21 protein-coding genes are annotated in these 26235 nt (G+C 61.4%); 19 read left to right on the forward strand and 2 right to left on the reverse strand.

Annotation, left to right across the window (positions count from 1 at the left end; genetic code table 11):
* Window positions 1-15 precede the first annotated feature (15 nt).
* Together QDY28_RS08040 and QDY28_RS08045 are read left to right on the forward strand one after the other, a co-directional pair.
* Window positions 16-2298: a hybrid sensor histidine kinase/response regulator gene (locus QDY28_RS08040; RefSeq protein ID WP_331381164.1), complete on the forward strand. Its 2283-nt coding sequence runs from the start codon at window positions 16-18 to the stop codon at window positions 2296-2298.
* A 243-nt stretch (window positions 2299-2541) separates the two neighbouring features.
* On the forward strand, window positions 2542-3420 hold the full coding sequence (locus QDY28_RS08045; protein WP_331381165.1) for a GNAT family N-acetyltransferase: 879 nt from the start codon (window positions 2542-2544) through the stop codon (window positions 3418-3420).
* A 35-nt stretch (window positions 3421-3455) separates the two neighbouring features.
* On the opposite strand, the gene QDY28_RS08050 is transcribed toward QDY28_RS08045, so the two are convergent.
* Together QDY28_RS08050 and QDY28_RS08055 are read right to left on the reverse strand one after the other, a co-directional pair.
* Window positions 3456-4865, reverse strand: coding sequence for an adenylate/guanylate cyclase domain-containing protein (locus QDY28_RS08050; protein WP_331381166.1), 1410 nt, complete (start codon window positions 4863-4865; stop codon window positions 3456-3458).
* Between the two features lie 239 nt (window positions 4866-5104).
* The gene (locus tag QDY28_RS08055) at window positions 5105-7390 is read right to left on the reverse strand and encodes an NADP-dependent malic enzyme (protein WP_331381167.1); all 2286 of its coding nucleotides are present in this window, start codon (window positions 7388-7390) and stop codon (window positions 5105-5107) included.
* A gap of 197 nt (window positions 7391-7587) precedes the next feature.
* Between QDY28_RS08055 and mutS the strand changes: the two genes are divergently transcribed.
* The 17 genes from mutS to QDY28_RS08140 all read left to right on the forward strand — a co-directional run bounded on the left by mutS (window position 7588) and on the right by QDY28_RS08140 (window position 26178).
* Window positions 7588-10245: a DNA mismatch repair protein MutS gene (mutS, locus tag QDY28_RS08060; protein WP_331381281.1), complete on the forward strand. Its 2658-nt coding sequence runs from the start codon at window positions 7588-7590 to the stop codon at window positions 10243-10245.
* A gap of 27 nt (window positions 10246-10272) precedes the next feature.
* Window positions 10273-10566 carry a hypothetical protein gene (locus QDY28_RS08065; protein ID WP_331381168.1) on the forward strand — a complete coding sequence of 98 codons (294 nt, stop codon included), beginning with the start codon at window positions 10273-10275 and terminating at the stop codon, window positions 10564-10566.
* Window positions 10567-10722: 156 nt separating this feature from the next.
* Window positions 10723-13638, forward strand: coding sequence for a [protein-PII] uridylyltransferase (locus QDY28_RS08070; RefSeq protein WP_331381169.1), 2916 nt, complete (start codon window positions 10723-10725; stop codon window positions 13636-13638).
* Window positions 13635-15236: a murein biosynthesis integral membrane protein MurJ gene (murJ, locus tag QDY28_RS08075; RefSeq protein WP_331381170.1), complete on the forward strand. Its 1602-nt coding sequence runs from the start codon at window positions 13635-13637 to the stop codon at window positions 15234-15236. Before QDY28_RS08070 ends, murJ begins: the two co-directional genes overlap by 4 nt.
* 267 nt (window positions 15237-15503) lie before the next feature.
* Complete coding sequence (locus tag QDY28_RS08080; RefSeq protein ID WP_331381171.1) at window positions 15504-15896, forward strand: VOC family protein; 393 nt, start codon at window positions 15504-15506, stop codon at window positions 15894-15896.
* A 183-nt stretch (window positions 15897-16079) separates the two neighbouring features.
* On the forward strand, window positions 16080-17144 hold the full coding sequence (trpS, locus tag QDY28_RS08085; RefSeq protein ID WP_331381172.1) for a tryptophan--tRNA ligase: 1065 nt from the start codon (window positions 16080-16082) through the stop codon (window positions 17142-17144).
* Window positions 17145-17214: 70 nt separating this feature from the next.
* Entirely contained in the window at window positions 17215-18048 is an 834-nt protein-coding gene (locus QDY28_RS08090; protein ID WP_331381173.1) for a PhzF family phenazine biosynthesis protein, read from the forward strand.
* Between the two features lie 76 nt (window positions 18049-18124).
* Complete coding sequence (locus QDY28_RS08095; RefSeq protein WP_028751029.1) at window positions 18125-18616, forward strand: universal stress protein; 492 nt, start codon at window positions 18125-18127, stop codon at window positions 18614-18616.
* A gap of 132 nt (window positions 18617-18748) precedes the next feature.
* Window positions 18749-19315: a NifU family protein gene (locus QDY28_RS08100; RefSeq protein WP_331381174.1), complete on the forward strand. Its 567-nt coding sequence runs from the start codon at window positions 18749-18751 to the stop codon at window positions 19313-19315.
* Window positions 19316-19439: 124 nt separating this feature from the next.
* On the forward strand, window positions 19440-20096 hold the full coding sequence (gene tsaB, locus QDY28_RS08105; protein ID WP_331381175.1) for a tRNA (adenosine(37)-N6)-threonylcarbamoyltransferase complex dimerization subunit type 1 TsaB: 657 nt from the start codon (window positions 19440-19442) through the stop codon (window positions 20094-20096).
* Window positions 20097-20098: 2 nt separating this feature from the next.
* The gene (locus tag QDY28_RS08110) at window positions 20099-20593 is read left to right on the forward strand and encodes an N-acetyltransferase (RefSeq protein ID WP_331381176.1); all 495 of its coding nucleotides are present in this window, start codon (window positions 20099-20101) and stop codon (window positions 20591-20593) included.
* A 38-nt stretch (window positions 20594-20631) separates the two neighbouring features.
* Window positions 20632-21078 carry a Fur family transcriptional regulator gene (locus tag QDY28_RS08115; RefSeq protein ID WP_331381177.1) on the forward strand — a complete coding sequence of 149 codons (447 nt, stop codon included), beginning with the start codon at window positions 20632-20634 and terminating at the stop codon, window positions 21076-21078.
* A 30-nt stretch (window positions 21079-21108) separates the two neighbouring features.
* Window positions 21109-21906, forward strand: coding sequence for a lysophospholipid acyltransferase family protein (locus tag QDY28_RS08120; RefSeq protein WP_331381178.1), 798 nt, complete (start codon window positions 21109-21111; stop codon window positions 21904-21906).
* A gap of 60 nt (window positions 21907-21966) precedes the next feature.
* A complete protein-coding gene (miaB, locus tag QDY28_RS08125) occupies window positions 21967-23379 on the forward strand; it encodes a tRNA (N6-isopentenyl adenosine(37)-C2)-methylthiotransferase MiaB (RefSeq protein ID WP_331381179.1) in 1413 nt (470 codons plus the stop codon).
* A gap of 30 nt (window positions 23380-23409) precedes the next feature.
* Window positions 23410-24468 (forward strand): PhoH family protein, encoded by a 1059-nt coding sequence (locus tag QDY28_RS08130; RefSeq protein WP_331381180.1) that lies wholly within the window; start codon window positions 23410-23412, stop codon window positions 24466-24468.
* Window positions 24468-24974, forward strand: a complete 507-nt coding sequence (gene ybeY / locus QDY28_RS08135) for an rRNA maturation RNase YbeY (RefSeq protein WP_331381181.1) — start codon at window positions 24468-24470, stop codon at window positions 24972-24974. The genes QDY28_RS08130 and ybeY overlap by 1 nt, the downstream gene beginning before the upstream one ends.
* 25 nt (window positions 24975-24999) lie before the next feature.
* Complete coding sequence (locus QDY28_RS08140; protein ID WP_331381182.1) at window positions 25000-26178, forward strand: hemolysin family protein; 1179 nt, start codon at window positions 25000-25002, stop codon at window positions 26176-26178.
* Window positions 26179-26235 lie beyond the last annotated feature (57 nt).

The raw sequence follows: 26235 nt of genomic DNA on the forward strand, positions 1-26235 counted from the left end.
TGTTAGTAAGGCGGCATGAGCACTCTGGCAAACCTGCAGGAAAAGCTTGTCGCCGCCATTGCCGACGACCACGCCGAGCCACGCGAACGGCGGATCGAAGACGCGCCTCTCATCGTTGCCGATCCCATCGAGATTTCGCCGGCTAACATTTCGGACATGCAGCAGTCCGCGCTTCCGCAATGGCTGCAGCGCCACTGGTTGAACGGCGGCGGTCTGATCGCCGGCGTGGCGTTGTTGTCGGTCGGCTATGCCGGCGGCCCGCTGGCGCTTGCCGCTTTGCTGTGTCTGATAGCGCTGGCGATCGTCATCGCCGGTGTTTTCCGCAAGCGAAATGCTGCCCGCAAGGTCGTGGCGGATATGCTGGCGCTCAGCGAACACGAGCATGACCGTCTCTGGGAGAGCAATGAAAGCACCAGCCTGCTCGCCACCATCCACGATGCGCTTGGCGATATCACCGTAACCCGCGATATCGAACGCCGCATCATCCATGGCAATGCCACCTTCCGCAAATTGATCGGCAAGTCGAACCCGGAGGGTTTGACGCTGGAGGAGGCGGGTCTTGCTTTCCGCGCCGCCGCAGCTTCGCAGCGTCAGGACGCGGAGATTTCAACGCCGGAAGGACCCCGCATCTTTGCCTGGCACGATGTCATGTTCCGCGATCCCGCCAGCGGACAGTTGAGAATTCAGAGCGTCGCCCGCGACGTCACCGAAGAGCGGCAGGCCGCGCGTCTGCGCGAGGAGGCACGGCTGAAGGCGGAATATAACAGCGCCGCAAAATCGCGGCTGCTTGCCACCGTCAGCCATGAGATCCGCACGCCTCTGTCGGGAATTCTTGGCATGAACCACCTGCTTGCCCAGACGCCGCTGACCCTGGAGCAGGCCAATTACCTCACCGGCATCCGCCAATCCGGCAATGCCCTGGTGCAGCTCGTCGAAGACCTGCTGGATTTCTCGACCATCGAAGTCGGTCGCTTCCAGCTCCGGCCGCGCGCCGAACATCTGCGGCCGCTGCTCGAAGGCGTTGTCGAGATGCTCGCCCACCGCGCCCATGAAAAGGGCATCGAGATCGCCGCGACCGTGGCGGCGGATGTTCCCGAAACCATGGAGTTCGATCCCGCTCGCCTCCGCCAGGTCTTGTTCAATGTCATCGGGAATGCCGTGAAGTTCACGCAGACGGGCGGCGTGTTGATCCGCGCCGGCCTCGATGGCGGCGACCTGGTGATTTCCGTCAGGGATAGCGGCCCGGGAATGACCGAGGAGGAGCAGGCTCGCATCTTTGGAGAGTTCGAACAGGCCGGCAACGTGCTGGACAGAAGCGCGGGAACAGGTCTGGGGCTCGCCATCTCCGCCCGCATCCTGCGCGAATTCGGTGGCACATTGAACGTTTCCAGCGCATCGGACGAGGGCAGCGAATTCACCGTCCGTTTTCCGATTTCAGTGGTCGGGGAGAACGAAGAGGCCAGACGCAGCGAGCTGCTCAAAGGGTCCCGCGTCTTGCTGCTGGCGCCGGAAGGCGCCGCAAGCACCGCGATTGCCGATACCATTCGCACACTTGGCGGGCACTGCCGCCTGATCGGTCCCGGCGATGCGGAAAACCCAGCGCAGTCCGCCCTTCAGGACCAAGGCATGCCGCTGACGGATCTCATCGTCGATCACCGCATGGCGCCCTGGTATTTCCGCGAAGCGCACCAACTTGCGCCGTCCGGCCTCAGAAAGATCTTTCTGGTCAATCCGGAGGAGCGCAACACGCATCCGCTCGATCTCTTCGATGCCTGGCTCATTCGGCCGCTGCGCGAACAATCGCTGATCGATGTGCTGAGCGGCCGCATGCGCGGCATGGAAAGGCGGGATGTGCTGAATAGTCCGCCCGAATTCAGTCTCGTTCCACCGGAGGCGGATGTCGCCCTCAACGTTCTGCTCGGCGAGGACGATCCGGTCAACGCCATGCTGGTGCGCGCCATGCTCGCCAAAGCCGGCCATAGGGTTCGCCTCGTCGAGGATTTCGGCGGTCTGCTTGCCCGCGCCGAAAACAGCGAGAACCGCCCGGATGTCGTCGTTACCGATCTCACGATGCCCGGCGGCGAAGGCGCAGCGATGCTCGCGCAATTGCGGGCGCTAGAGCGCCGGTACGGCCTTTCGCCGCTGCCGGTGATCGTGCTGACTGCCGACAGCCGCGACGCGATCCGTCGCCAGGCGCTGCTTGCCGGGGCCGATGCCGTCATCGTCAAACCGGTCGATCCGGAGCGTCTGATCGCCGAGGTGCAAGGCCTGTCGAAACAGGCCTTGGGACGCGCCTAGATTGAAAACCTGTCTGCGAATCGTGATTCGGTCGCATCCGCTTGCGCGATGACGAACTTTGTAAAAAGCCGCTTCGCACCTTTTGAGAGTATCCCCTGGGATACACCTGGGATACAAGGGCTTCATCCAAATTCGGTGCTTGGAACAGGCACGGTTCTTGCTTTTCGCAAAGCACCATGTCACTTTCCTGTCGCACGAATTTGCTTTATGGCGGCTATATCAACCCGTAGAGGGGGAGTCGCCATGTCCATCGAAATTTTGAATCGCGAAGCTCAGGGCGAAATGGTTCAGTCTTCAAAGGCAACGGTTGAGCCGGTTGCCAGCGATGTGCTCGGACGCATCGGAAATCTAGAAACGCGCCTTGCTCGCACGGCGCGGGAAATCGATGCCGCTCAAGCGGTGCGCTATCGCGTCTTCGTTGAAGAGATGAAAGCGCAACTACCGGCCGATGCAATGCGTCGCCAGCGCGATATCGATAACTGGGATTCGATCTGCGACCATCTGCTGGTCCTCGACCGCTCGCTGGAAGGTGATTCGGAAGACCAGATCGTCGGCACCTATCGTCTGCTGCGCCAGGACGTGGCGATGGCCAATGGCGGTTTCTATTCTTCTTCCGAATTCGATATCGACGCCCTGCTCGCCCGTCATCCTGAAAAGCGCTTCATGGAACTCGGCCGCTCCTGCGTGTTGCCGGAATATCGCACCAAGCGCACGGTCGAACTGCTGTGGCAGGGCAATTGGGCCTATTCTCTGAAACACGGCATGAACGCCATGTTCGGCTGCGCCTCTTTCCCCGGCATTCGTCCGGAGCAGCATGCGCTGGCGTTGTCCTTCCTCTACCACAACGTCATGGCCAAGGACGAATGGGCGGTAAGCGCGCTGCCGTCGCTTGCCCGCACCATGGACCTGATGCCGGTCGAAGCGGTCAATTCCAAGAAGGCCCTGATGGCGCTGCCGCCGCTAATCAAAGGCTATCTGCGCCTCGGCGCGATGGTCGGCTCCACCGCCGTCGTCGATCATGCCTTCAACACAACGGACGTCCTGATCGTTCTGCCGATCGCCAGCATTTCGGACCGTTACGTCAACTATTACGGCGCCGACGCCGGCCGGTTCGCGAGCTGATCAAGGCAGCCGGACTGGATCGGCAACCGCCATCGTCAGGGAATCGAAAAAATATCGATCTCATCCGTAATGCCGCGAAGCGAGACGTGGTGGGACTGCGGCGTTAAGCCATGCGTCGTCAGCAATTCGCTGGCGCGAGGGTTGCCGAGTACGGAGCCGGTGGCGAATATTTCGCGCGAATTGGCGAGATGCTGCACGCGAGAAGCAATGTTGACCGTCTGTCCGAAATAGTCCTGGCGCTCGTTCAGGCTGACCGCAATGCACGGTCCCTCGTGGATGCCGATCTTCAGGAGAAGATCGTCATTGCCGCGCTCCTTGTTGAGACTGAGCATTGCTTCGCGCATCCGCATGGCCGCCGCCAATGCCCGGTCCGGCGTCGGAAACGTCGCCATGACCGCATCGCCGATGGTCTTGACGACCGCACCCGCCTCTGCACCGACGATCTCTTGCAGGATCGTGAAATGGGTTCTCACCAGATCGAAAGCCGCGAGGTCGCCGACCCTTTCATATAGCGCCGTCGAACCGCGCAGATCGGTGAACAGAAAAGTGAGGCTGGTGATCTTCAGCCGCTGGTCCACGTCGATCGTGTCCGTGCGGTGGATGTCGCGGAAGGTTTGGTTCGAGAGCAGTCGCTTGGCGGTCAGGAATGGACGCCGTTGACCCAGCAGGTCGTGAAGCACGTCGTTGGCCACACAGATCGATGGCAATGTGCGGACCTCCGTGTGATTTTCCATCAGAATGCGCAGCGGGCCGGGTCGTAAGGTGATGGGTTCGCTATGCCGCTGCATGCGATCGAACACGAGCGAGAGGGTCTGCCGCTCCTTCGACGGTTCGCCTTTGACGTCCAGGAATTGCGCCGCATGCGTGACCGGCTCGAAGATGATGACATACTCCGCCGGCAACTGAAGCGATATGACGGCTTTTTCTCCGGCAGGTAGCTCCAGCGTCTCCAGAACGAATTGATCGACCTTCGCCTCGTAACCTTCTTCAGGAAGATCGACGCCCGAGCCCCAATAAATCTGGCGAAAATATTCGAAGGGCGCCAATTCGTGCTGATTGTGAGCCTCGATGTGGCGCACGCGCGGGCTGACGGTGAAGGTGACTTCGACCATCTCGTCGAGCGTCGGCTCATAGCCGGCAGCGCAAAGCGCGCAGCTATAGGTGTCGCTTTGAACGGTCTTCAGCGAGGTATTGGCATCCAGCACCCCACCGCAGCCGGGGCAAAGAACATTCCAGGAGATATCGAAGAGGCCGAGGCGAGATGCATGCAGGAAGGCATTGATGGTCTGCTCTTCGTCGAAACCTTGCTCGGCCGCGAAGGCAAGCGCGTTCACCCGGTTGAGCTTGCGATCGGGCGCGTCAAGGACGCGCCGCTCGATGGCGTTGACGATATCGGGCTGCGCTGAATGGCGCAGCACTTCGAACAAGGACTGGGCTTCACTCATTGGCGTATCTTACACCAAATCGAAACCGCAGCCATTGGTCTTCTTGTAGACTCGGCTTGGTACCAAGATCACCCCCTCACCCTGCCCTCTCCCCGAGGGGAGAGGGTGAGATCGAGTTTGCTGGTAGTTCTCGCTCAAACACTGCATTGGATGAAGCGAAAGCTTGCCGTCCCCACTGAAACCACCCTCTCCCCTCGGGGAGAGGGCAGGGTGAGGGGGCTCCAGCAAAGTGTCCCCTCTTAACCAGCCCCATAGGCGGCAATTGCCGCCATGTTGACGATGTCCGAATCCTTTGCCCCCATCGAGGTGATCTGCACCGGCTTGTCGAGGCCGACGAGCAGCGGGCCGATGACGGTGGAGCCGCCGAGTTCCTGCAGCATCTTCGTCGAAATAGAGGCCGAGTGGAAAGCGGGCATGACAAGCACGTTGGCGGGGCCGGAGAGGCGGGAGAAGGGATACTGGGTCTCGATGATCTTGCGGTTCAGCGCCACATCGGCGGCCATTTCGCCGTCGAATTCGAAATTGACATAGCGCCTGTCGAGAATGTTCACCGCCTCGCGCACTCGCTCGGAGCGTTCGCCGGGGGGATGGCCGAACGTGGAGTAGGCGAGCATGGCGACGCGGGGTTCATAACCCATGCGCCGTGCGAAGCCCGCGGCTTCCTCGGCTATGTCAGCCAGTTCCTCCGACGTTGGCATGTCATGCACGGCAGTGTCGGCAACGATGACGGTGCGGCCGCGGGCAAGCACCAGCGACGCGCCGATCACCCGGTGCCCCGGCTTGGCATCGATGCAGCGGCGCACGTCGCCGAGCGCGGTCGAATAGTTTCGCGTCACCCCCGTCACCATGCCATCGGCATCACCGAGCGCCACCATGCAGGCGGCGAAATGGTTGCGGTCGTTGTGGATCAGGCGCGTCACATCGCGGTGCAGGTAACCTTTGCGCTGCAGCCGGGCATAGAGATAGTCGATATAGGCCTCGACGCGCTTGGAAATGCGGGCGTTGACGATCTCGAGGCCCGGCCGGTTGAGGTCGATCCCGGCGCGTTCGGCGGTAGCATGCAGCAGATCCTCGCGGCCGAGCAGGATGGCGGTGCCGAGCCCCTGATTGGCGTAGGACAAAGCGGCGCGCATGACCTGCTCTTCTTCCGCTTCGGCAAAGACGATGCGCTTTGGATGCCGGCGCACGCGTTCGTAGAGTTGTGCCAGCGTCGAGGCGATCGGGTCGCGCCGGGCCGAGAGTTCGCGGGCATAGGCGGCCATGTCCGGGATCGCACGACGGGCAACACCGCTTTCGATGGCAGCTTCTGCAACGGCAACCGGGATCGCCGAGATCAGGCGCGGATCGAAGGGCACGGGGATGATGTATTGCGCCCCGAAGCGCGGCCGCGCGCCCTGATAGGCGGCGACCACATCGTCCGGCACGTCTTCGCGCGCCAGGCTGGCGAGCGCCCTGACGGCCGCGATCTTCATTTCATCGTTGATCGTCGAAGCCCGGACATCGAGAGCGCCGCGGAAGATGTAGGGGAAACCGAGGACGTTGTTCACCTGGTTCGGATAGTCGGAGCGTCCGGTTGCCATGATCGCGTCGTCGCGGATGCGGGCGACCTCCTCCGGCGTGATTTCCGGATCGGGATTGGCCATGGCGAAGATGATCGGCTTGTCGGCCATGGAGCGGATCATCTCGGCGGAAAAGGCACCCTTCTGCGATAGGCCGAAAACCACATCGGCGCCCTTCATCGCCTCTTCCAGCGTCCGGCTGTCGGTCTTCACCGCATGAGCCGATTTCCACTGGTTCATGCCCTCGCTGCGGCCCTGGTAGATCACGCCCTTCGTGTCGCAGAGCACGATGTTCTCAGGATTGAAACCCATCGCCTTGATCAGCTCGACGCAAGCGATCGCGGCCGCGCCGGCGCCGTTGCAGACGAGCTTGGTGGTCTTGAGGTCGCGGCCGGTCAATTCCAGCGCATTGATCAGGCCGGCGGCGGCGATGATCGCGGTGCCGTGCTGGTCGTCGTGGAAGACGGGGATGTCCATTAGCTCGCGCAGGCGCTGCTCGATGATGAAACAGTCGGGCGCCTTGATGTCCTCGAGATTGATGCCGCCGAATGAGGGGCCGAGATAGCGGACGCAGTTGATGAATTCGTCGACATTCTCCGTGTCGATTTCGAGGTCGATCGAATCAAGGTCGGCAAAGCGCTTGAAGAGAACGGACTTGCCTTCCATGACCGGCTTCGAGGCCAGTGCTCCGAGATTGCCGAGGCCAAGAATGGCCGTGCCGTTGGAGATCACCGCTACCATGTTGCCGCGGGACGTATAGTCGTAAGCCGTCTGCGGATCGGCGGCGATCGCCTTCACGGGAACGGCGACGCCGGGCGAGTAGGCGAGCGAAAGATCGCGCTGCGTCGCCATCGGCTTGGTCGGATTGATTTCAAGCTTGCCGGGGCGGCCCTGCTTGTGGAAGTCGAGCGCTTCCTGATCGGTAATCCCCGTTCCTGAACGCGACGTGCTGTTGCTGTCAGCCATTGTTCCTCCAAACCTCCTGTGGGCGACCGGTCCCTCTTGCCCGATAGCTGTTGTCTTCTATAGCGGCGCACGGATAGGGTGGCACCTCATTTTTTGGGAAAAACTGCACCTCCGTGAACGAACTTATAACCGCCAGCATCGATGCTTTCTCGGCCGCCGAGCTTGCCTCGGAGGAAAGTCGTGCTTCGGCCACGCCGATGATGGAGCAATATATCGAGATCAAGGCGAACAATCCCGGTTCGCTGCTGTTCTATCGCATGGGCGATTTCTACGAGCTGTTCTTCGAGGATGCCGTCGATGCGTCGCGCGCGCTCGGCATCACACTCACCAAGCGCGGCCAGCATATGGGCCAGGATATTCCGATGTGCGGCGTGCCGGTGCATGCCGCCGACGACTATCTGCAGAAGCTGATTTCGCTGGGTTTCCGCGTTGCCGTCTGCGAACAGGTGGAAGACCCGGCAGAGGCGAAGAAGCGCGGCGGTAAGTCGGTGGTCCGGCGCGATGTCGTCCGCCTCGTGACGCCGGGCACGATCACCGAGGAAAAGCTGCTATCGCCCTCGGAATCCAACTATCTGATGGCGCTTGCCCGCATCCGCGGCGGTTCGGAGCCGCAAATGGCGCTTGCCTGGATCGATATTTCGACCGGCGTTTTCCGTCTGGCCGAGACGGAGCCTTCGAGGCTGCTCGCCGATATCCTGCGCATCGATCCGCGCGAGTTGATCGTGCCGGATACGATATTCCACGATCCCGAGTTGAAGCCGGTCTTCGACGTGCTCGGCCGTACGGCGGTGCCGCAGCCGGCGGTCCTCTTCGATAGCGCCAGCGCCGAGGGGCGTATCACGAGGTATTTCGAAGTCTCGACACTCGATGGGTTCGGTTCGTTCACGCGTGCCGAACTCGCCGCCGCGGCCGCCGCCATTGCCTATGTCGAGAAGACGCAGATCTCCGAGCGGCCGCCGCTTGGGCTGCCGGAGCGCGAAAGCGGCGCCTCGACGCTGTTCATTGATCCTGCCACCCGCGCCAATCTCGAACTGGTGCGCACGCTATCCGGCGACCGCAACGGTTCGCTCCTGCGCGCGATCGACCGCACGGTGACCGGCGGCGGTGCGCGTCTGCTTGCCGAGCGGCTGATGTCGCCGCTGACGGCTCCGGTGCGTATCAACGAACGTCTGGATTCGATCGGCTTCCTTACTGAGGAGCCTTCGCTTTGCAGCGATCTCAGGACTGCGCTGAAACATGTGCCGGACATGCCGCGCGCTTTGTCACGCCTGGCGCTCGACCGCGGTGGCCCGCGCGATCTCTGGGCGATCCGCCAGGGGCTTGGTGCGGCCGCGGGTGTTGCCGATCTGCTTGAGGCCGCATTGCTCCCCGACGAACTGGGAGCGGCACTTGCCGGGCTCCGCGCCTTGCCGGCGGATCTCGAAGCACTGCTTGGCGGCATGCTCTCCGACGAGTTGCCGCTGCTGAAGCGCGACGGCGGGTTCCTGAGGGAAGGGGCGAATGCTGAGCTGGACGAAGTCCGGGCGCTGCGGGATCAGTCGCGCCGGGTCATTGCCGGATTGCAACTGCAATATGCCGAGGAAACCGGCATCAAATCGCTGAAGATCAAGCATAACAACGTGCTCGGTTATTTCATCGAGGTCACGGCCGGCAATGCCGGGCCGATGACGGACAGCGCCGAAGCCAAGGCGCGCTTCATCCATCGCCAGACCATGGCCAACGCCATGCGCTTTACGACGACCGAGCTTGCCGATCTCGAAAGCCGCATCGCCAATGCAGCCGACAAGGCGCTCGCCATCGAGTTGGCCGCCTTCGACCGCATGGTCGCCGCAGTCGTTGCCGAAGCCGAGGCGATCAAGGCCGGCGCCCGTGCGCTATCGGTCATCGATGCCGCGGCCGGTTTGGCATTGCTTGCCGAGGAACAGGGCTATTGCCGGCCGCTGGTCGACGACAGCCGGATGTTTGCGATCAGCGGCGGCCGCCATCCCGTGGTCGAGCAGGCATTGCGCCGGCAGGCAAGCGGCCCGTTCGTCGCCAACAATTGCGATCTGTCGCCCGCTGCCGGTGGCAAGGACGGCGCGATCTGGCTGCTGACCGGCCCGAACATGGGCGGCAAATCAACCTTCCTGCGCCAGAACGCACTGATCACCGTCCTTGCGCAGATGGGGTCGTTTGTGCCCGCTACCTCCGCTCATATCGGGATTGTCGACCGGCTGTTTTCGCGCGTCGGCGCTTCCGATGATCTGGCGCGTGGTCGCTCCACCTTCATGGTCGAGATGGTCGAGACGGCGGCGATTCTCAACCAGGCGACCGACCGGTCGCTGGTCATTCTCGATGAAATCGGCCGAGGGACCGCGACTTTCGACGGTCTCTCCATCGCCTGGGCGGCGGTCGAACACTTGCACGAGGCCAACAGATGCCGCGGTCTTTTTGCGACCCATTTTCACGAGCTGACGGTGCTGTCGGAAAAGCTCGGCCGGCTTTCGAACGCCACCATGCGCGTCAAGGAATGGGATGGCGACGTGATCTTCCTGCACGAGGTCGGGCCGGGTGCGGCCGATCGCTCCTACGGCATCCAGGTGGCGCGGCTCGCTGGCCTGCCGGCTTCGGTGGTGGCGCGCGCCCGCGACGTTCTGACGCGTCTCGAAGATGCCGATCGCAAGAACCCCGCTAGCCAATTGATTGACGACCTGCCACTCTTCCAGGTCGCGGTCCGCCGCGAGGAGGTGGCTGGCCGGCGCGGTCCCTCCAAGGTAGAGGAGGCGCTGAAGGCGCTCGATCTTGACGATCTGACGCCGCGCGCGGCGCTGGAAGCACTTTACGAATTGAAGAAGACTCTGAACAAGGCCGGCTGACAACAGGCGATTTCCAAGGGTAATCCGATGCATATCGAACATCTTCTCGCCGAGGTCCGCATTCTCGCCGAACGTTTTTCACCGATCGCCGCCCGCGGCAAGATTTGCGGCGAGGGCGATGCGCCGGACTGCGACTCTGATCGCGGGCTCCTCAATATCGCCCTATCCTGCAGCCGGATTTCCGACATCAGCTCGCGGATCGCCAAGGCCGGTTATTGGGAATGCGAAAGGGACATGTTGATGCAGATCGGCGCCCAATCGCGCAATATACTATATAGTATCAACGAACTCAGACGGTCGCTTGAGCTGCCGCAGCCCTAAAACTGCCGATTTCTGCATCGACAGCCGTCACGCTTCGTCAACTTTGACCCGATAGAACGTCCGAGGCCGCTCGCTCCGGATATTTGGTCTAGGCTGAATTAGAGGATTCGGGCGTAGAATGCCTGTGTCAATCGCCGGGCAAAGAGGCTATAGCGCATGCAGACGAAAAGACAGGCGCGCCGGCGATGGGCCGCGGTCAATGAACAGGATCCCGGTCGGCCGAGCATGGTAAAGCATGACATCGATTTTTCCGTCATTCTCGACGTCTCTGCGCTAAGGGCGGAATGCGAGACCCTCGCCAAGCGCCATGAGGACAAGAAGGACGAGCGCCCCGCTCTTCTCGCCTTGTTCAAGAAGGCGAGCCAGGAAGGCCGCGAAAAGGCGCGCCGCCTGCTTTCCGAGGACGGCAGCGGGCTCGAATGTGCGCACCGCATTTCCTGGCTGCAGGACCAGATCATCACCGTTCTATACGACTTCACGGTTAGCCACGTCCATCCGAAGCAAAAAGGCAGCTTCGCGATCACCGCTGTCGGCGGCTATGGCCGCGACACGCTGGCGCCCGGCTCGGATATCGACCTCCTGTTCCTCTTCCAGCCGAAGCCGGAAGACGAGACGCACAAGGCGGTCGAGTTCATCCTCTACATGCTGTGGGATATGGGCTTCAAGGTCGGCCACGCCACCCGCACCGTCGAGGAATGCATGCGGCAGGCAAAGTCCGACATGACGGTGCGCACCGCCATCCTGGAGACGCGCTTTATCTGCGGCAGCGAATCCTTGGCGCGTGAGCTGGAAACGCGTTTCGACAAGGAAATCGTCACCAACACCGGCCCGGAATTCATCGCTGCCAAACTTGCCGAGCGCGACGAGCGTCATCGCAAGGCCGGCGATACCCGCTATCTGGTCGAGCCGAACGTCAAGGAAGGCAAGGGCGGTCTGCGCGACCTGCATACCCTGTTCTGGATCTCGAAATATTATTACCACGTCCGCGATCCGGCCGAACTGGTAAAACTGGGCGTGCTCTCGAAACAGGAGTACCGTCTTTTCCAGAAGGCCGAGGACTTCCTCTGGGCGGTGCGTTGCCACATGCACTTCCTGACCGGCAAGGCGGAGGAGCGGCTTTCCTTCGACATTCAGCGTGAGATTGCCGAGGCGCTTGGCTATCACGCCCGCCCCGGTCTTTCCGCCGTCGAACGCTTCATGAAACACTACTTCCTCGTCGCCAAGGATGTCGGCGATCTCACCCGCATCCTCTGCGCGGCACTGGAGGACCAGCAGGCCAAGGCGACGCCGGGGCTATCGGGCGTCATCAGCCGCTTCGCCCATCGCTTGCGCAAGATCCCCGGTACGCTCGAGTTCGTCGAGGATCGCGGCCGCATCGCGCTTGCCAATCCCGATGTTTTCAAGCGCGATCCGGTGAACCTCATCCGCCTGTTCTTCGTTGCTGACATCCATGGGCTGGAGTTCCATCCCGATGCGCTGAAGCGTGTCACCCGTTCGCTGGGCCTGATCGACAACGACCTGCGCGAAAACGAGGAGGCGAACCGCCTGTTCCTGGCGATCCTCACCTCGAAGCGCGATCCCGCGCTGATCCTGCGCCGCATGAACGAGGCCGGCGTGCTTGGCCGTTTCATTCCGGAATTCGGCAAGATCGTCTCGATGATGCAGTTCAACATGTATCATCATTATACGGTCGACGAGCACCTGATCCGCACCGTCGACGTGCTTTCGGAGATCGACAGGGGCAAGGCGGAGGATATTCACCCGCTGACCAACAAGCTGATGCCGAGTATCGAGGACCGCGAGGCGCTTTATGTCGCGGTTCTGCTGCACGACATCGCCAAGGGCCGCGAGGAAGATCACTCCGAGGCCGGTGCCAAGGTGGCGCGCAAGCTTTGCCCGCGTTTCGGCCTGACGCCGAAACAGACGGAGCTGGTGGTCTGGCTGATTGCGGAGCATCTGACCATGTCGATGGTCGCCCAGACCCGCGACCTGACTGACCGCAAGACCATCATCGATTTTGCCGACCGGGTGCAGTCGCTCGACCGGTTGAAGATGCTCCTGATCCTGACCGTATGCGACATCCGCGCCGTTGGTCCCGGTGTATGGAACGGCTGGAAGGGCCAGCTTCTGCGCACGCTTTATTACGAGACCGAACTGCTGCTCGCTGGCGGTTTCTCGGAGGTCTCGCGGCGGGAACGGGCGGAAGAGGCGGCCAAAGCGCTCGAGAAGGCGCTGGAGGACTGGAGCCAGAAAGACCGCAAGGCCTATGTCAAGCTGCACTACCAGCCTTATCTTCTCTCCGTGCCACTGGAAGATCAGATCCGCCATACGCAGTTCATTCGCCAGACCGACAAATCCGGCCAGGTGCTTGCGACCATGGTGCGCACCGACAGCTTTCACGCCATTACTGAAATCACCGTGCTCTCGCCGGACCATCCGCGCCTTCTGACGGTTATCGCCGGCGCCTGCGCTGCTGCGGGCGCCAATATCGCCGACGCACAGATTTTCACGACGTCAGACGGCCGTGCGCTCGACACCATCCATGTCAGCCGCGAATTCCCCGACGACGCGGACGAGCTGCGGCGTGCCGCCACCATCGGCAAAATGATCGAGGACGTGCTTGCCGGCCGCAAGCGCCTGCCTGAAGTCATCGCCACCCGCACCAAGAACCGCCGCAAGAACAAGGCTTTCGTCATCCCGCCATCGGTGACGATCTCCAACAGCTTGTCGAACAAATTCACAGTCGTCGAGGTGGAATGCCTCGACCGCCCCGGCCTGCTGTCGGAAATCACCGCGGTTCTCTCCGATCTGTCGCTCGACATCCAGTCCGCGCGCATCACCACCTTCGGCGAAAAGGTCATCGATACCTTCTATGTGACCGATCTCGTCGGACAGAAGATCTCCAACGAAAACAAGCGAGCCAACATCACCGCGCGTCTGAAGGCGGTGATGGCCGGCGAAGAGGATGAGATGCGCGAGCGCATGCCCTCCGGCATCATCGCCCCCGTCGCCACGCGCTCGTCCGCCGTTGAAAAGCTCGATACCGAAAAGAAAGCCGGTTCAGCCGCATGAGCCTCGTCAAGAAATTCATCACCGTCGGCGGCGCGACCCTTGGCAGCCGCATTTTCGGCTTCGCACGCGAAACGCTGATGGCCGCCGCCCTCGGCACCGGCCCCATGGCCGACGTATTCTACGCTGCCTTCCGCTTTCCGAACCTGTTCCGTCGTCTTTTCGCCGAGGGCGCCTTCAACGCCGCCTTCGTGCCGCTCTTCGCCAAGGAGATCGAGGCGAACGGCATCGAGGGCGCCAAGCGTTTTTCGGAGGAAGTCTTCGGCGTTCTCTTCTCGGTCCTGCTGCTGATCACCATCGTCATGGAACTGGCCATGCCGCTCCTAGTGCGTTGGGTCATCGCGCCTGGTTTCGCCGATGATGCCGAGAAATTCGACCTGACGGTCCGATTGGCCGCCGTGATGTTCCCCTATCTCATGTCGATGTCGCTGACGGCGATGATGAGCGGCATGCTGAATTCGCTGCATCATTTCTTCGCCGCCGCCGTGGCTCCGATCTTCCTCAACCTGGTGATGATCAGCGCGCTGTTCTATGCGATCTATTTCGGCGCCGATCCGCTGGCCACCGCCTGGTACCTGTCCTGGTCGGTACTGGTGGCAGGCGTGCTGCAACTGGCCGTCGTCTATATCGGCGTGCGCCATGCCGGCATCAGTATCGGCCTGCGCTTTCCGCGCTTCACGCCCAATGTCAAGCGGCTCCTGCTTCTTGCCATCCCTGCGGCCATCACCGGCGGCGTCACCCAGATCAATCTGGTAATCGGCCAGGCGATCGCCTCGGGCAAGGAAGGCGCGATCGCCGCCCTGCAATATGCAGACCGCATCTACCAATTGCCGCTCGGTGTCGTCGGCGTCGCGGTCGGAATTGTGCTTCTGCCAGAACTGGCCCGTTCGCTGAAGTCAGGCCATATCAAGGAAGCCGCCAATATCCAGAACCGCTCGATCGAATTCGTGCTGTTTTTAACCCTGCCGGCCGCTGTCGCACTCTGGCTTCTCTCCGACGATATCATCCGTGTGCTTTACGAGCGCGGCGCCTTTAACCCGAACAATACAACGCTGGTCGGCTCCATTCTTGCGATCTTCGGCCTGGGCCTGCCTGCTTTCGTGCTGATCAAGGCGCTGCAGCCCGGCTTTTATGCCCGCGAAGATACGAAATCGCCGATGCGCTACACGGCGGTCGCCGTCTTCGTCAATTCGGCGCTGTCCATCCTACTTTTCCCGGTGCTGGCCGAACGCGGCATCGCGCTCGCCGAGGCGATTGCCGGATGGCTGAACGCTGTGCAGCTCTTCGTCGTGCTCTATCGCCGCGGACATCTCACCTGGGAATGGTCGCTGGCGCGCCGCACCGTCATGCTGCTCGTCTCCTCCGCCATCATGGGCGGCGTCATCATATATTTGTCTCATCGCTGGGAGCCGCTTCTGGGGTCCGGCTCGACGCTGCTCACCAAGACCGGCGTCCTGGGCTTGCTCATATTGATTGCGATGGTGGTGTATTTCGCTGTCGCCTTCCTGATCGGCGGCGTGGACTTGGGCATGGTACGCCGCAATTTGAAGCGCAAGCGACCAGCTCCTGCGCCGGATGCAAAAGCGGTGAATGGGGAGTAAGCGGCAAATCAGAGGACGGTGAATGTCAGACCTCGGGCACCCCCTCTGTCCCTTTCGGGACATTTCCCCCACATGGGGGGAGACCGTTGGGAGTTTGCCGTGCTCTCTGCTAAAGCGATAAATTCAAGCTCAGCAGATGCGATGCTTGTCTGGTGCTGAGGCTGCCACGCGTTACCAATCTCCCCCTTGTGGGGGAGATGTCACGACAGTGACAGAGGGGGTGTGCAATCTCCGTAAACTCGCAATCAATTTGGTTCCGGAGCCCCGATGCCTCAATCCCTCTTCCTCGTCACCCTCGTCGTTGACGATTACGATCGCGCCAAGGCCTTCTATTGCGATGCACTCGGCTTCGATTGCCTGCAGGACGAGGTGCAGCCGGAAGGCAAGCGCTGGGTCATCGTCAGGCCGAAGGATGGCGAGGGAGCCGCGTTGCTGCTTGCGCAAGCAGCCGACGACAAACAGAGGGCGGCGATCGGCAACCAGACCGGTGGCCGCGTCGGCTTCTTCCTTAAGACCGAGGATTTTTCGCGCGATCATGCGGCGATGGTTGCGAAGGGCGTGCGGTTTCTGGAAGAGCCCCGTCATGAGGTCTACGGCACCGTGGCTGTCTTTGCCGATCCCTATGGCAATACCTGGGACCTGATCCAGCATTCCTCCTGAGGCATGATCCCGAACCGGAGGACCGCGTCAGCGAAAACTGCGCGGTTTTCGGATAAAGATCATGCAGAAACGAATCCGCCAGATATCCTCTTGATCCCTGCCTGTCCGGCGTGCATAAGCCCGCCAATACCAGGGGTCGAGCGCGAGCTCGCCCAGGCCCTCCACCAGCCTTTTGAGGACGACATGACTGAATTCAAGCCGCTCGTATTCTCCGGCGTCCAGCCGACCGGCAATCTCCATCTCGGCAACTATCTCGGCGCGATCCGCAAGTTCGTGGCCCTGCAGGCCAACAACGACTGCATCTACTGCGTGGTCGACATGCATGCGCTGACCGCTCAGCTCGTGCATGAGGACATGCCGGGCCAGATCCGTTCGATCACCGCCGCCTTCCTCGCCGCTGGCATCGACCCGAAAAAGCATATCGTCTTCAACCAGTCCGCCGTGCCGCAGCACGCCGAGCTTGCCTGGATTTTCAACTGCGTTGCCCGCATCGGCTGGATGAACCGCATGACGCAGTTCAAGGACAAGGCCGGCAAGGACCGCGAGCAGGCCTCGCTCGGCCTCTACGCCTATCCGAGCCTGATGGCGGCCGACATCCTCGTCTACCGCGCCACGCACGTGCCGGTCGGCGACGACCAGAAGCAGCATCTGGAACTGACGCGCGACATCGCCATGAAGTTTAATCTGGACTACATGGAGCATATCCGCCGCTCGGGCTACGGCATCGACATCACCGTCGGTGACGAGCCCGTGCACGCCTATTTCCCCATGGTCGAGCCGCTGATCGAGGGGCCGGCGCCGCGTGTCATGTCGCTCCGCGACGGCACCAAGAAGATGTCGAAATCGGATGCTTCCGACCTGTCGCGCATCAATCTGCTCGACGACGAGGAGAATATCTCGAAGAAGATCCGCAAGGCCAAGACCGATCCGGACGGTTTGCCGAGCGAGGTCGCAGGTCTCGCCGGCCGGCCGGAAGCCGACAATCTAGTCGGCATCTATGCAGCACTTGCCGATAGGTCTAAGGCCGACATTCTTTCGGAGTTCGGCGGCCAGCAGTTCTCGGTCTTCAAGCCGGCGCTGGTCGATCTCGCCGTGCATGTGCTCTCGCCGATCACCGGCGAAATGCGTCGGCTGATGGCTGATCCCGGCCATATCGACGCCATCCTGCGCGACGGCAGCAACCGTGCGAGAGCCCGCGCCGAAGTGACGATGAAGCAGGTCCGCGACATCATAGGCTTTATCTACTGAGGCTTTTGATCTCTTATCTGTTGGCGCGCCGCCGATGCGGCGCGCCAACCAGCGAACGGATGGTTAGACCTTGAACATCTTGCGGATTGCTTCCTTTTCGGAAAACGGAGCCGGCGGCAATCCCGCCGGCGTCTTGATTGCCGATGTCCTGCCCGATGCCGCCGAGATGCAGCGCACCGCAGCCGATGTCGGTTTCTCCGAGACCGCTTTTGCCTGCCCGGAAGGGCAGGGCTGGAGAGTGCGTTATTTCTCTCCGGAATCGGAAGTTCCATTCTGCGGTCATGCGACGATCGCCCTTGGGGCGGCCCTTGCGTTGCGTCAGGGCGACGGCACTTTTGCGCTGGCGCTCAATCAGGCCAATATCACTGTCGAAGGGCACCGGAATGGCGACGTCCTAACGGCCGCCCTGCAGTCGCCGCCCACCAGAAGCAAAGCGCCGGCGCCGGAATTGGCATCGGAGGTGCTGGCATTGTTCGGATATTCGATCGACGATCTGGACCCGGCCATTCCGCCTGCGCTCATTCACGGCGGCGCCGATCACTTCATGCTGGCCCTGAAATCCCGTGAGGCCCTTGCCGCCATGACCTATGATCTCGATGCGGGCCGTTCCTTGATGATCCGCGAAGGTTGGGTCACGATCCTGCTTGCCTATGCCGAAACGCCGCAACTGTTCCACACCCGCAATGCCTTCGCGTCGGGCGGGGTCTATGAAGACCCGGCGACCGGTGCCTCAACCGCAGGCTTTGCCGGATATCTCCGCGACATTGCTTGGCCGCATGGCGGTGCGATCGACATTATCCAGGGTGAAGATATGGGAATGCGTTCCCGCCTGCACGCCGATATCCCGGCCGCTGTAGGAAGCTCCATTCGCGTATCGGGCGAGGCAAGGCTAATGGACCTGTAAGCCGCCTGAGCGGCAATAGTCACCTGGTTCAAAACGGGGCTTGCCATGGCACGGATTTCGATGTCAGACTTGACCCATGGTATCAAAACGTCTTTCACGGCTCGAAGGTCATCGCCGCAAGTTCATGGCGGTCATCGACGGCACTCCCGAATGCCAGCGTGCCGTCCATTATGCCGGCCGGCGCGCCAAAAATTCCAACGGCGGCCTTGTCCTCCTGTTTGTGATCCCCGAAGGCGATTTCCAGCAGTGGCTGGGCGTCGAGGAGATCATGCGGGCCGAAGCGCGCGAGGAGGCCGAGGCTGCAACGGCCAAGGCGGCGCAGATCGTGCGCGAGAATATCGGCATCGATCCGGAAATCGTCATCCGTGAGGGCTCGGCCGCCGAGCAGATCAATGCGGTGATCGAGGAAGATCGGGATATCGCGCTGCTCGTCCTTGCCGCCGGTTCGGCCAAGGAAGGGCCGGGACCGCTGGTGTCTTCGATCGCCGGGCGCGCCGCGGCCTTCCCGATCCCCGTGACGGTGCTGCCGGATACGCTGACGAATGAGGAAATCGACGCGCTGAGCTAAGTTTTTGGGGCTAATTCTTGAGAATCAGTCTCTTGAATAGCGCGGTCAAAAAGCCTATTTTCTTTTGAAATATTCTAAAGTCGGACACTACTGAAGTGGCTTGGGCCTTTGGTCCGCCGCATGGAGACCAAGATGTTCATTCAGACCGAAGCGACGCCGAACCCGGCAACCCTCAAGTTTTTGCCGGGCAAGGTGGTGATGGAAAGCGGCACCGCCGAATTCCGCAGCGCCGAAGAAGCGGAAGTCTCGCCGCTCGCTGCCCGAATTTTCGATGTACCGGGCGTCAGCGGCGTCTATTTCGGCTACGACTTCATCTCGGTCTCCAAGGAAGACCAGGAATGGCAGCATCTGAAGCCCGCCATCCTCGGTTCGATCATGGAGCATTTCATGTCCGGCAAGCCGGTCATGGGCGAAAGCTCGGTTCTTTCCGAGGCGCAGGATGCCGGCGGCGAGTTCTTCGATGAAGGCGACGAATCGATCGTGCTGACCATCAAGGAATTGCTCGAAACCCGCGTTCGTCCGGCTGTCGCTCAGGATGGCGGCGATATCACCTTCCGCGGCTTTCGTGATGGCAAGGTCTACCTCAACATGAAGGGATCATGCTCCGGTTGCCCGTCATCGACGGCGACGTTGAAGCATGGCATACAGAATCTGCTGCGCCATTTCGTCCCGGAAGTGCAGGAAGTCGAAGCCGTCTAAGCATGATCCCCAAGCGCGCGCAGCGGTTTTTGGATAAGACCGTGCAAAAACATATTTTGGAGTGCGGTGGTGGTTTGACCTTAAATCACTGCGCTTCAAGTTTGGCCTTTTCGGAAAAATTGTGATGATCGTACTGGCGCTCGACACGGCAGGTGTGGATTGCGCTGCCGCTGTGTATGATAGCGGTAGTGATTCTGTGATGGGGGAGGTCACGGAAACGATCGGGCGGGGGCATGCCGAGCATTTGATGGATGTTGTCGACCGGGCGCTGGCTGAAGCCGATATAGCGCTCGCGGCAGTGGAGCGTGTGGTCGTGACCGTCGGCCCCGGCTCCTTCACCGGCATCCGCATCGGCGTCGCCGCCGCCCGCGGTTTCGCGCTTTCCCTGAATATTCCCGCTGTCGGCGTCACGACCCTCGAGGTTATGGCCGCTGCCGCCCGGGAGACGAGACCGGGTAAATCGGTTCTGGCCGCCATCGATGCCAAGCGCGAGGAGATCTATCTCCAGTCCTTCGATGCCGATGGCCATACACTGGATGAGGCGCGCGCCGTGACGATCGAGGAAGCGCGTGCGATATCAACTGCGTTCGACGGCGTGGTCACCGGTTCGGCTGTTGCCCGGCTGAGCGACTCTCCGCCGCCGGCACGGCCGGATGCCTTTCCCATCGCCATCGTCGCTAGGCTGGGGGCCGTCAAACCTCTCAGCGAAAAGCCGAAGCCGCTTTATCTTCGCGGACCCGACGCCCGACCGCAGGCGGGGTACGCAGTCGCCAGGCTATGACCATGTTCGAATCCTATCTCACCCTGAAAGCCGAATATGAGATCGTTCCCATGCAGTTGCAGGATTGCGCCGAGGTGGCAGCCTTGCATGGCGAACGTTTTTCGCGGGTGTGGGACGAAAGCGAGTTTCAAAATCTGCTGTCGCAGAACACCACCTTCGGCTTTGTCGCCCGTCAGACCAACGCTATCCTGAAGAAGCCGCTTCCCGGCTTCGTACTGGCGCGGCAGGCGGCGGGTGAGGCGGAAATCCTGACGGTGGCCGTCCACGCCAAGCTGGGCCGTATCGGTCTCGGTTGGCGGCTGATGCAGGCGGCGTTGCGCGAGGCGCGCAATCGCGGCGGCGAAACCATGTTCCTGGAAGTCGATGGCGGCAATCAGTCGGCCGTCGGTCTTTACCGCAAACTCGGATTCGAAACGGTCGGCGAACGCAAGGCCTATTACGTCGATGAAAACGGCGCGAAATCGACGGCGCTTGTCATGCGCCGCGTTCTTCGCTAGTCCGTTGTCATAGACGAATAGACTGAAGACCGTATTCGATGAACGATCCCGTAAAATCCCTTGAGGAGCTTTGCGCCGAGCGCGGCATGCGCATGACGGAGCAGCGGCGGGTCATTGCGCGCATCATCGAGAGTTCAGAGGATCATCCCGACGTCGAAGAATTGCACCGCCGCTCCGTCAAGGTGGATGGCAAGATCTCGATTTCGACGGTCTATCGCACCGTAAAACTTTTCGAGGATGCCGGCATCATCGCCCGCCACGATTTTCGTCACGGGCGGTCGCGGTACGAGACCGTGCCGGAGGAGCATCACGATCACCTGATCGATCTGAAGAGCGGCGAAGTGGTCGAATTTCACTCGCCGGAGATTGAGGCGCTGCAGGAGCGCATTGCCCGCGAACACGGCTTCAAGCTAGTCGACCATCGGCTGGAGCTCTACGGCATTCCGCTGAAAAAGGATGAGCCGGCGAAGAAGGACGAACGCTGAAGTGGCGGCCGTCGTGCGGGAGCGGATGATTTGATAACCTGGCTGCGCGTCGGCTGTGCCGTCATCGTCATCTGCGCTGTCAGCCTCGTCCTGCTGCCGCTGCAAATTCTCTGCTTGCGCTTCGACTGGAAGCTCAGGCGCTACCTACCGCGCTACTGGCATCGCATCATCTGCTATTGGCTCGGCATCCGCATCCATGTCGTCGGAGAGCTTGAGCGTCGCCGGCCGCTGATGCTGGCCTCGAACCACGCGTCCTGGCTCGATATTCTTGTGCTGTCCGCGGTTGCCGACGTCGCCTTCATCGCAAAGTCGGAAGTGCGGGACTGGCCGATCTTCGGCCTTTTCGCCCAGTGGCAGAAGAGCGTGTTCATTGAACGCGAGCAGAAGCGCAAGACCGGCGATCAGGTGAGCGAGATCGCCGAGCGCATGGCCGATGGCGAGATCATGGTGCTGTTTCCGGAGGGCACGACCTCGGACGGCAACCGCCTGCTCGACGTCAAATCCTCGCTGTTCGGCGCGGCCGCCGCCGCTTTGCCGAAGACGCCTGATGCCGTCGTTCACGTTCAGCCGGTCGCGGTTGCCTATACTCGTGTCCATGGCGTCGCCATGGGCCGTTATTATCGCCCCATTGCCGCTTGGCCGGGCGATATCGAGCTTGTGCCACACCTGAAGGGCATCTTTGCCTGCGGGGCGATCGATGTCGACGTCTGCTTCGGCGAGGCGGTGGATTATCGCGCCGACACCAATCGCAAGGAGGTCAGCGCCACCGTGGCGCGGCGCATCCGCACCATGCTGGCGAGTCGGCTGCTTGGACGCGAGATCGCCTGATATTCCGGCGATTTTAACTTTTTCATTTTCTCCAGAAGCAAAAGCCACTACATAGTGGCCATGACCAAGGATAGTGCACTTCTCGATGCCCCGCAGCCCAATGCTTTGGAGCTTGGCCTGCGCGATGGCTCCAACAGCCGCAAGGTTTTCATCAAGACCTACGGCTGCCAGATGAATGTCTACGACTCGACGCGGATGAGCGATGCGCTTGCCCGCGATGGCTACGAGCCGACCGAAGACATGGAAGAAGCCGATCTCGTCCTGCTGAACACCTGCCATATCCGCGAGAAGGCGGCCGAAAAGGTCTATTCGGCGCTCGGACGCCTGCGCGAGATGAAGAAGCGCAAGGCCGCCGATGGCCGAGACATGATGATCGGCGTCACCGGCTGCGTTGCCCAGGCAGAAGGCGAGGAAATCCTGCGCCGCGCGCCCGCCGTCGACGTTGTCATTGGTCCGCAGACTTACCACCGCCTGCCCGACGCGTTGCGCCGCGCCAAGGAAGGCCAGCGCGTCGTCGATACGGAATATGCGATCGAGGACAAGTTCGAACATCTGCCGACGCCTGAGCAGACGAAAATCCGCGCCCGTGGTGTGACCGCCTTTTTGACGGTGCAGGAAGGCTGCGATAAGTTCTGCACTTTCTGCGTCGTGCCCTATACGCGCGGCTCCGAGGTCTCCCGTCCGGTCGCTCAGATCGTCGAGGAGGCTGAAAAACTTGTGGATGGCGGCGTGCGCGAAATCACGCTGCTCGGCCAGAACGTCAATGCCTGGCACGGCACCGGACCTTCGGGCGAAGCCTGGAGCCTCGGCGACCTGCTCTACCGGCTGGCGGAAATTCCGGGCCTTGCCCGGCTGCGCTATACCACCAGCCACCCGCGCGATATGGATGAGCGGCTGATAGCGGCCCATCGCGATTTGCGCACCTTGATGCCCTATCTGCATCTGCCGGTTCAGTCCGGTTCCAACCGCATCCTCAAAGCGATGAATCGGCGGCATACGGCGGCGGAATATCTCGCTTTGATCGAAAAAATCCGTGGAGCACGGCCGGATATCGCCCTTTCGGGTGATTTCATTGTCGGTTTCCCGGGGGAGACAGAGCAGGATTTTGCGGATACACTTCGTCTTGTGGAGGAGGTGAACTATGCGCAAGCCTTCTCGTTTAAATATTCGACGCGCCCTGGAACGCCGGGTGCGGAATTGAAGGGCCAAGTGCCGGAAGAGATCAAGGCGGAACGGCTGGAACGGTTGCAGGCGCTGCTTTTGAAGCAGCAGCACGAATTCGCTGACGCCTGCGTCGGCAAAGTGGTCGATATCCTGCTCGAAAAGCCGGGTCGTGTGCCGGGCCAGTTGATCGGCCGGTCTCCTTGGCTGCAATCTGTGAATGTTGATGCAAAAGCATCGCAAATCGGTGACATTATCAACGTACGAATCATCGGAACCAGCACGAACAGCCTTTTTGCTGAGTTGCTCTAGGTTCCGGACCAGGCAAAGGAGCCGGACCGCTTGAACGGACAGGAATTGGTTTCTTCTTCATCGCGCCAGCCACGCACCGCGAGCGACGCCAATCACTTCATCCTGACGTTCGAGAACAATCGGTTCGCCAGCGAACTTTTCGGGCAGTTCGATCAGAACTTGAAGCTGCTCGAGGAGCGTCTTGGCATCGACGCCCGCGCCCGTGGCAATTCCGTCATCATCACCGGCGATGTGCTGGCGACCAATCAGGCGCGCCGCACGCTCGATTATCTCTATGACAAGCTGCAGAAAGGTGGGAATGTGGAACGCTCCGACGTGGAAGGAGCAATCCGCATGGCGGTTGCCGCCGACGACCAACTGACGCTGCCGACGATGGAGAAAAAAGCCAAGCTGACGATGGCGCAGATTTCGACGCGCAAGAAGACGATCATCGCGCGCACGCCGACCCAGGACGCCTACATCAGGGCGATGGACCGGTCCGAAATGGTTTTCGGCGTCGGCCCGGCCGGTACGGGCAAGACCTATCTCGCCGTTGCTCATGCCGCTCAGCTTCTGGAGCGCGGCGCGGTCGAGAAGATCATCCTGTCACGCCCGGCCGTCGAAGCCGGCGAGCGCCTCGGCTTCCTGCCGGGCGATATGAAGGAAAAGGTCGATCCTTATCTCCGCCCCCTCTATGACGCCCTCTATGACATGATGCCCGGCGACAAGGTCGAGCGCGCCATCACGGCAGGCGTCATTGAAATCGCTCCGCTCGCGTTCATGCGCGGCCGCACGCTTGCCAACGCCGCCGTCATTCTCGACGAGGCGCAGAACACCACCTCGATGCAGATGAAGATGTTCCTGACGCGTCTCGGCGAGAATTCGCGCATGATCATCACTGGCGACCCCAGCCAGATCGATCTGCCGCGCGGCGTGAAATCCGGTCTCGTAGAAGCCCTGCAGCTCCTGAATGACGTTGAAGGGATAACCATCGTCCGCTTCAAGGACACGGACGTCGTCCGCCATCCGCTGGTGGCGCGCATCGTCAGGGCTTACGACTCGAACTACGCCGCTCCTGTTGAGGGCAACGGGGTCGATCCGCAAATCTGATGGCCGATCTCGATATACAGATCAGCGTCGAAGAGGGCGGCTGGCCCTCCGAGGACGAGTTGCAGGCCTTCGCCGAGCGCGTGTTGGGCGCGGCTGCGGCCTATCTTGAGACAAACGAGAAGCAGCCCTTTCCGAAAATGGCCCCGGAATTGTCGCTGGTTTTCACTGACGATGCTTCGATCCGCGAGATCAATGCGGAATGGCGAGAGCAGGACAAGGCGACCAACGTCCTGTCTTTCCCCGCTTTTCCGCTCGTGCCAGGTGGTAAACCCGGCCCGATGCTCGGCGACATCATCATTGCCAAAGAGACGGTGGAGCGGGAAGCGGCCGAGCTGGAAAAGAGTTTTGATGACCATCTGACCCATTTGATGGTGCATGGTTTCTTGCATCTCTTCGGCTACGACCATATGAATAATAGCGAAGCCGAAAGAATGGAGGGGCTGGAGACTCGCATTTTGGCGGGGCTTGGCCTATCTGATCCCTATGCGGGGCAGGACCCCATTTGACTTGAACCCTGTCTGATCAGGAACAATGAGCGACTTTACGACAAGACCGGCCGCCGAGGCCAAAGACGGAGCCGAAACCGCCTCCTCCGATGAGGTTGGCAGTAGTAGCGGCAAACGATCACATTCTTCCTTCTGGGCCCGCGCTGCGCGCATTCTGCGCCCAGCCCAGGGGTCGGCGCGTCTGCGCGAGGATCTCGCCGATGCGCTGATGACCAACGCCACCGATGACGACGCCTTTTCGCCGGACGAGCGGGCGATGCTGCACAACATCCTCCGCTTCCGTGAGGTGCGTGTCGAGGACGTCATGGTGCCGCGCGCCGATATCGAGGCGGTGGACCAGAACATCACCATTGGCGAGCTGATGATCCTGTTCGAGGAGAGCGGCCGCTCGCGCATGCCGGTTTATGCCGAAACGCTCGACGATCCCCGTGGCATGGTGCATATCCGCGATCTCCTGTCCTACGTCGCCAAGCAGGCGCGCAACAAGCGCCGCGGCAGCAATGGCAAGGCGGCGGCAGCCGCTGCGGCGTCTGCCTCGGCCGCAAGCCCGGCCGAGAAGCCGCCGCGCTCGGCCAAGCCGAATTTCGACCTTTCGCGCGTCGACCTGCAGAAGACGCTCGCCGAAGCCGGCATCATCCGAAAGATCCTGTTCGTGCCCCCTTCCATGCTGGCGTCCGATCTTCTCCGCCGCATGCAGGTCAACCGCACGCAGATGGCGCTCGTCATCGACGAATATGGCGGCACGGACGGCCTTGCCTCGCATGAGGATATCGTCGAAATGGTCGTCGGCGACATCGACGACGAACATGACGACGAGGAAGTCATGTTCAAGCGCGTCTCCGAAGACGTTTTCGTTGCCGATGCCCGCGTCGAACTGGAGGAGATCGCCGAAGCGATCGGCCCGGATTTCGACATCAGCGAGCAGGTGGACGAGGTGGATACGCTTGGCGGCCTGATCTTCTCCGCGCTCGGCCGCATTCCGGTTCGCGGCGAGCTCGTCCAGGCGCTGCCGGGTTTCGAATTCCACATTCTCGATGCCGATCCGCGCCGCATCAAACGGGTGCGCATCACCCGCAAGCGTCATGCCTTGCGCCGCCGTCCGGCGAAGGCGGAGGGTGAAGGTGGTGTAATCGAACGCGACCTGCCGTTGCCCGACATGCTTCCGGACGAACCCCCGACCGAGCAGAAGACCGCGAGCCAATAAATGGCGCTTCAGTGGGACAAATCGCTGCATTTTTGAAAGACTGCGGCCAATTGATTC

The organism is Rhizobium sp. BR 362 (genome assembly GCF_036528765.1).
Classification (GTDB): Bacteria; Pseudomonadota; Alphaproteobacteria; order Rhizobiales; family Rhizobiaceae; genus Rhizobium.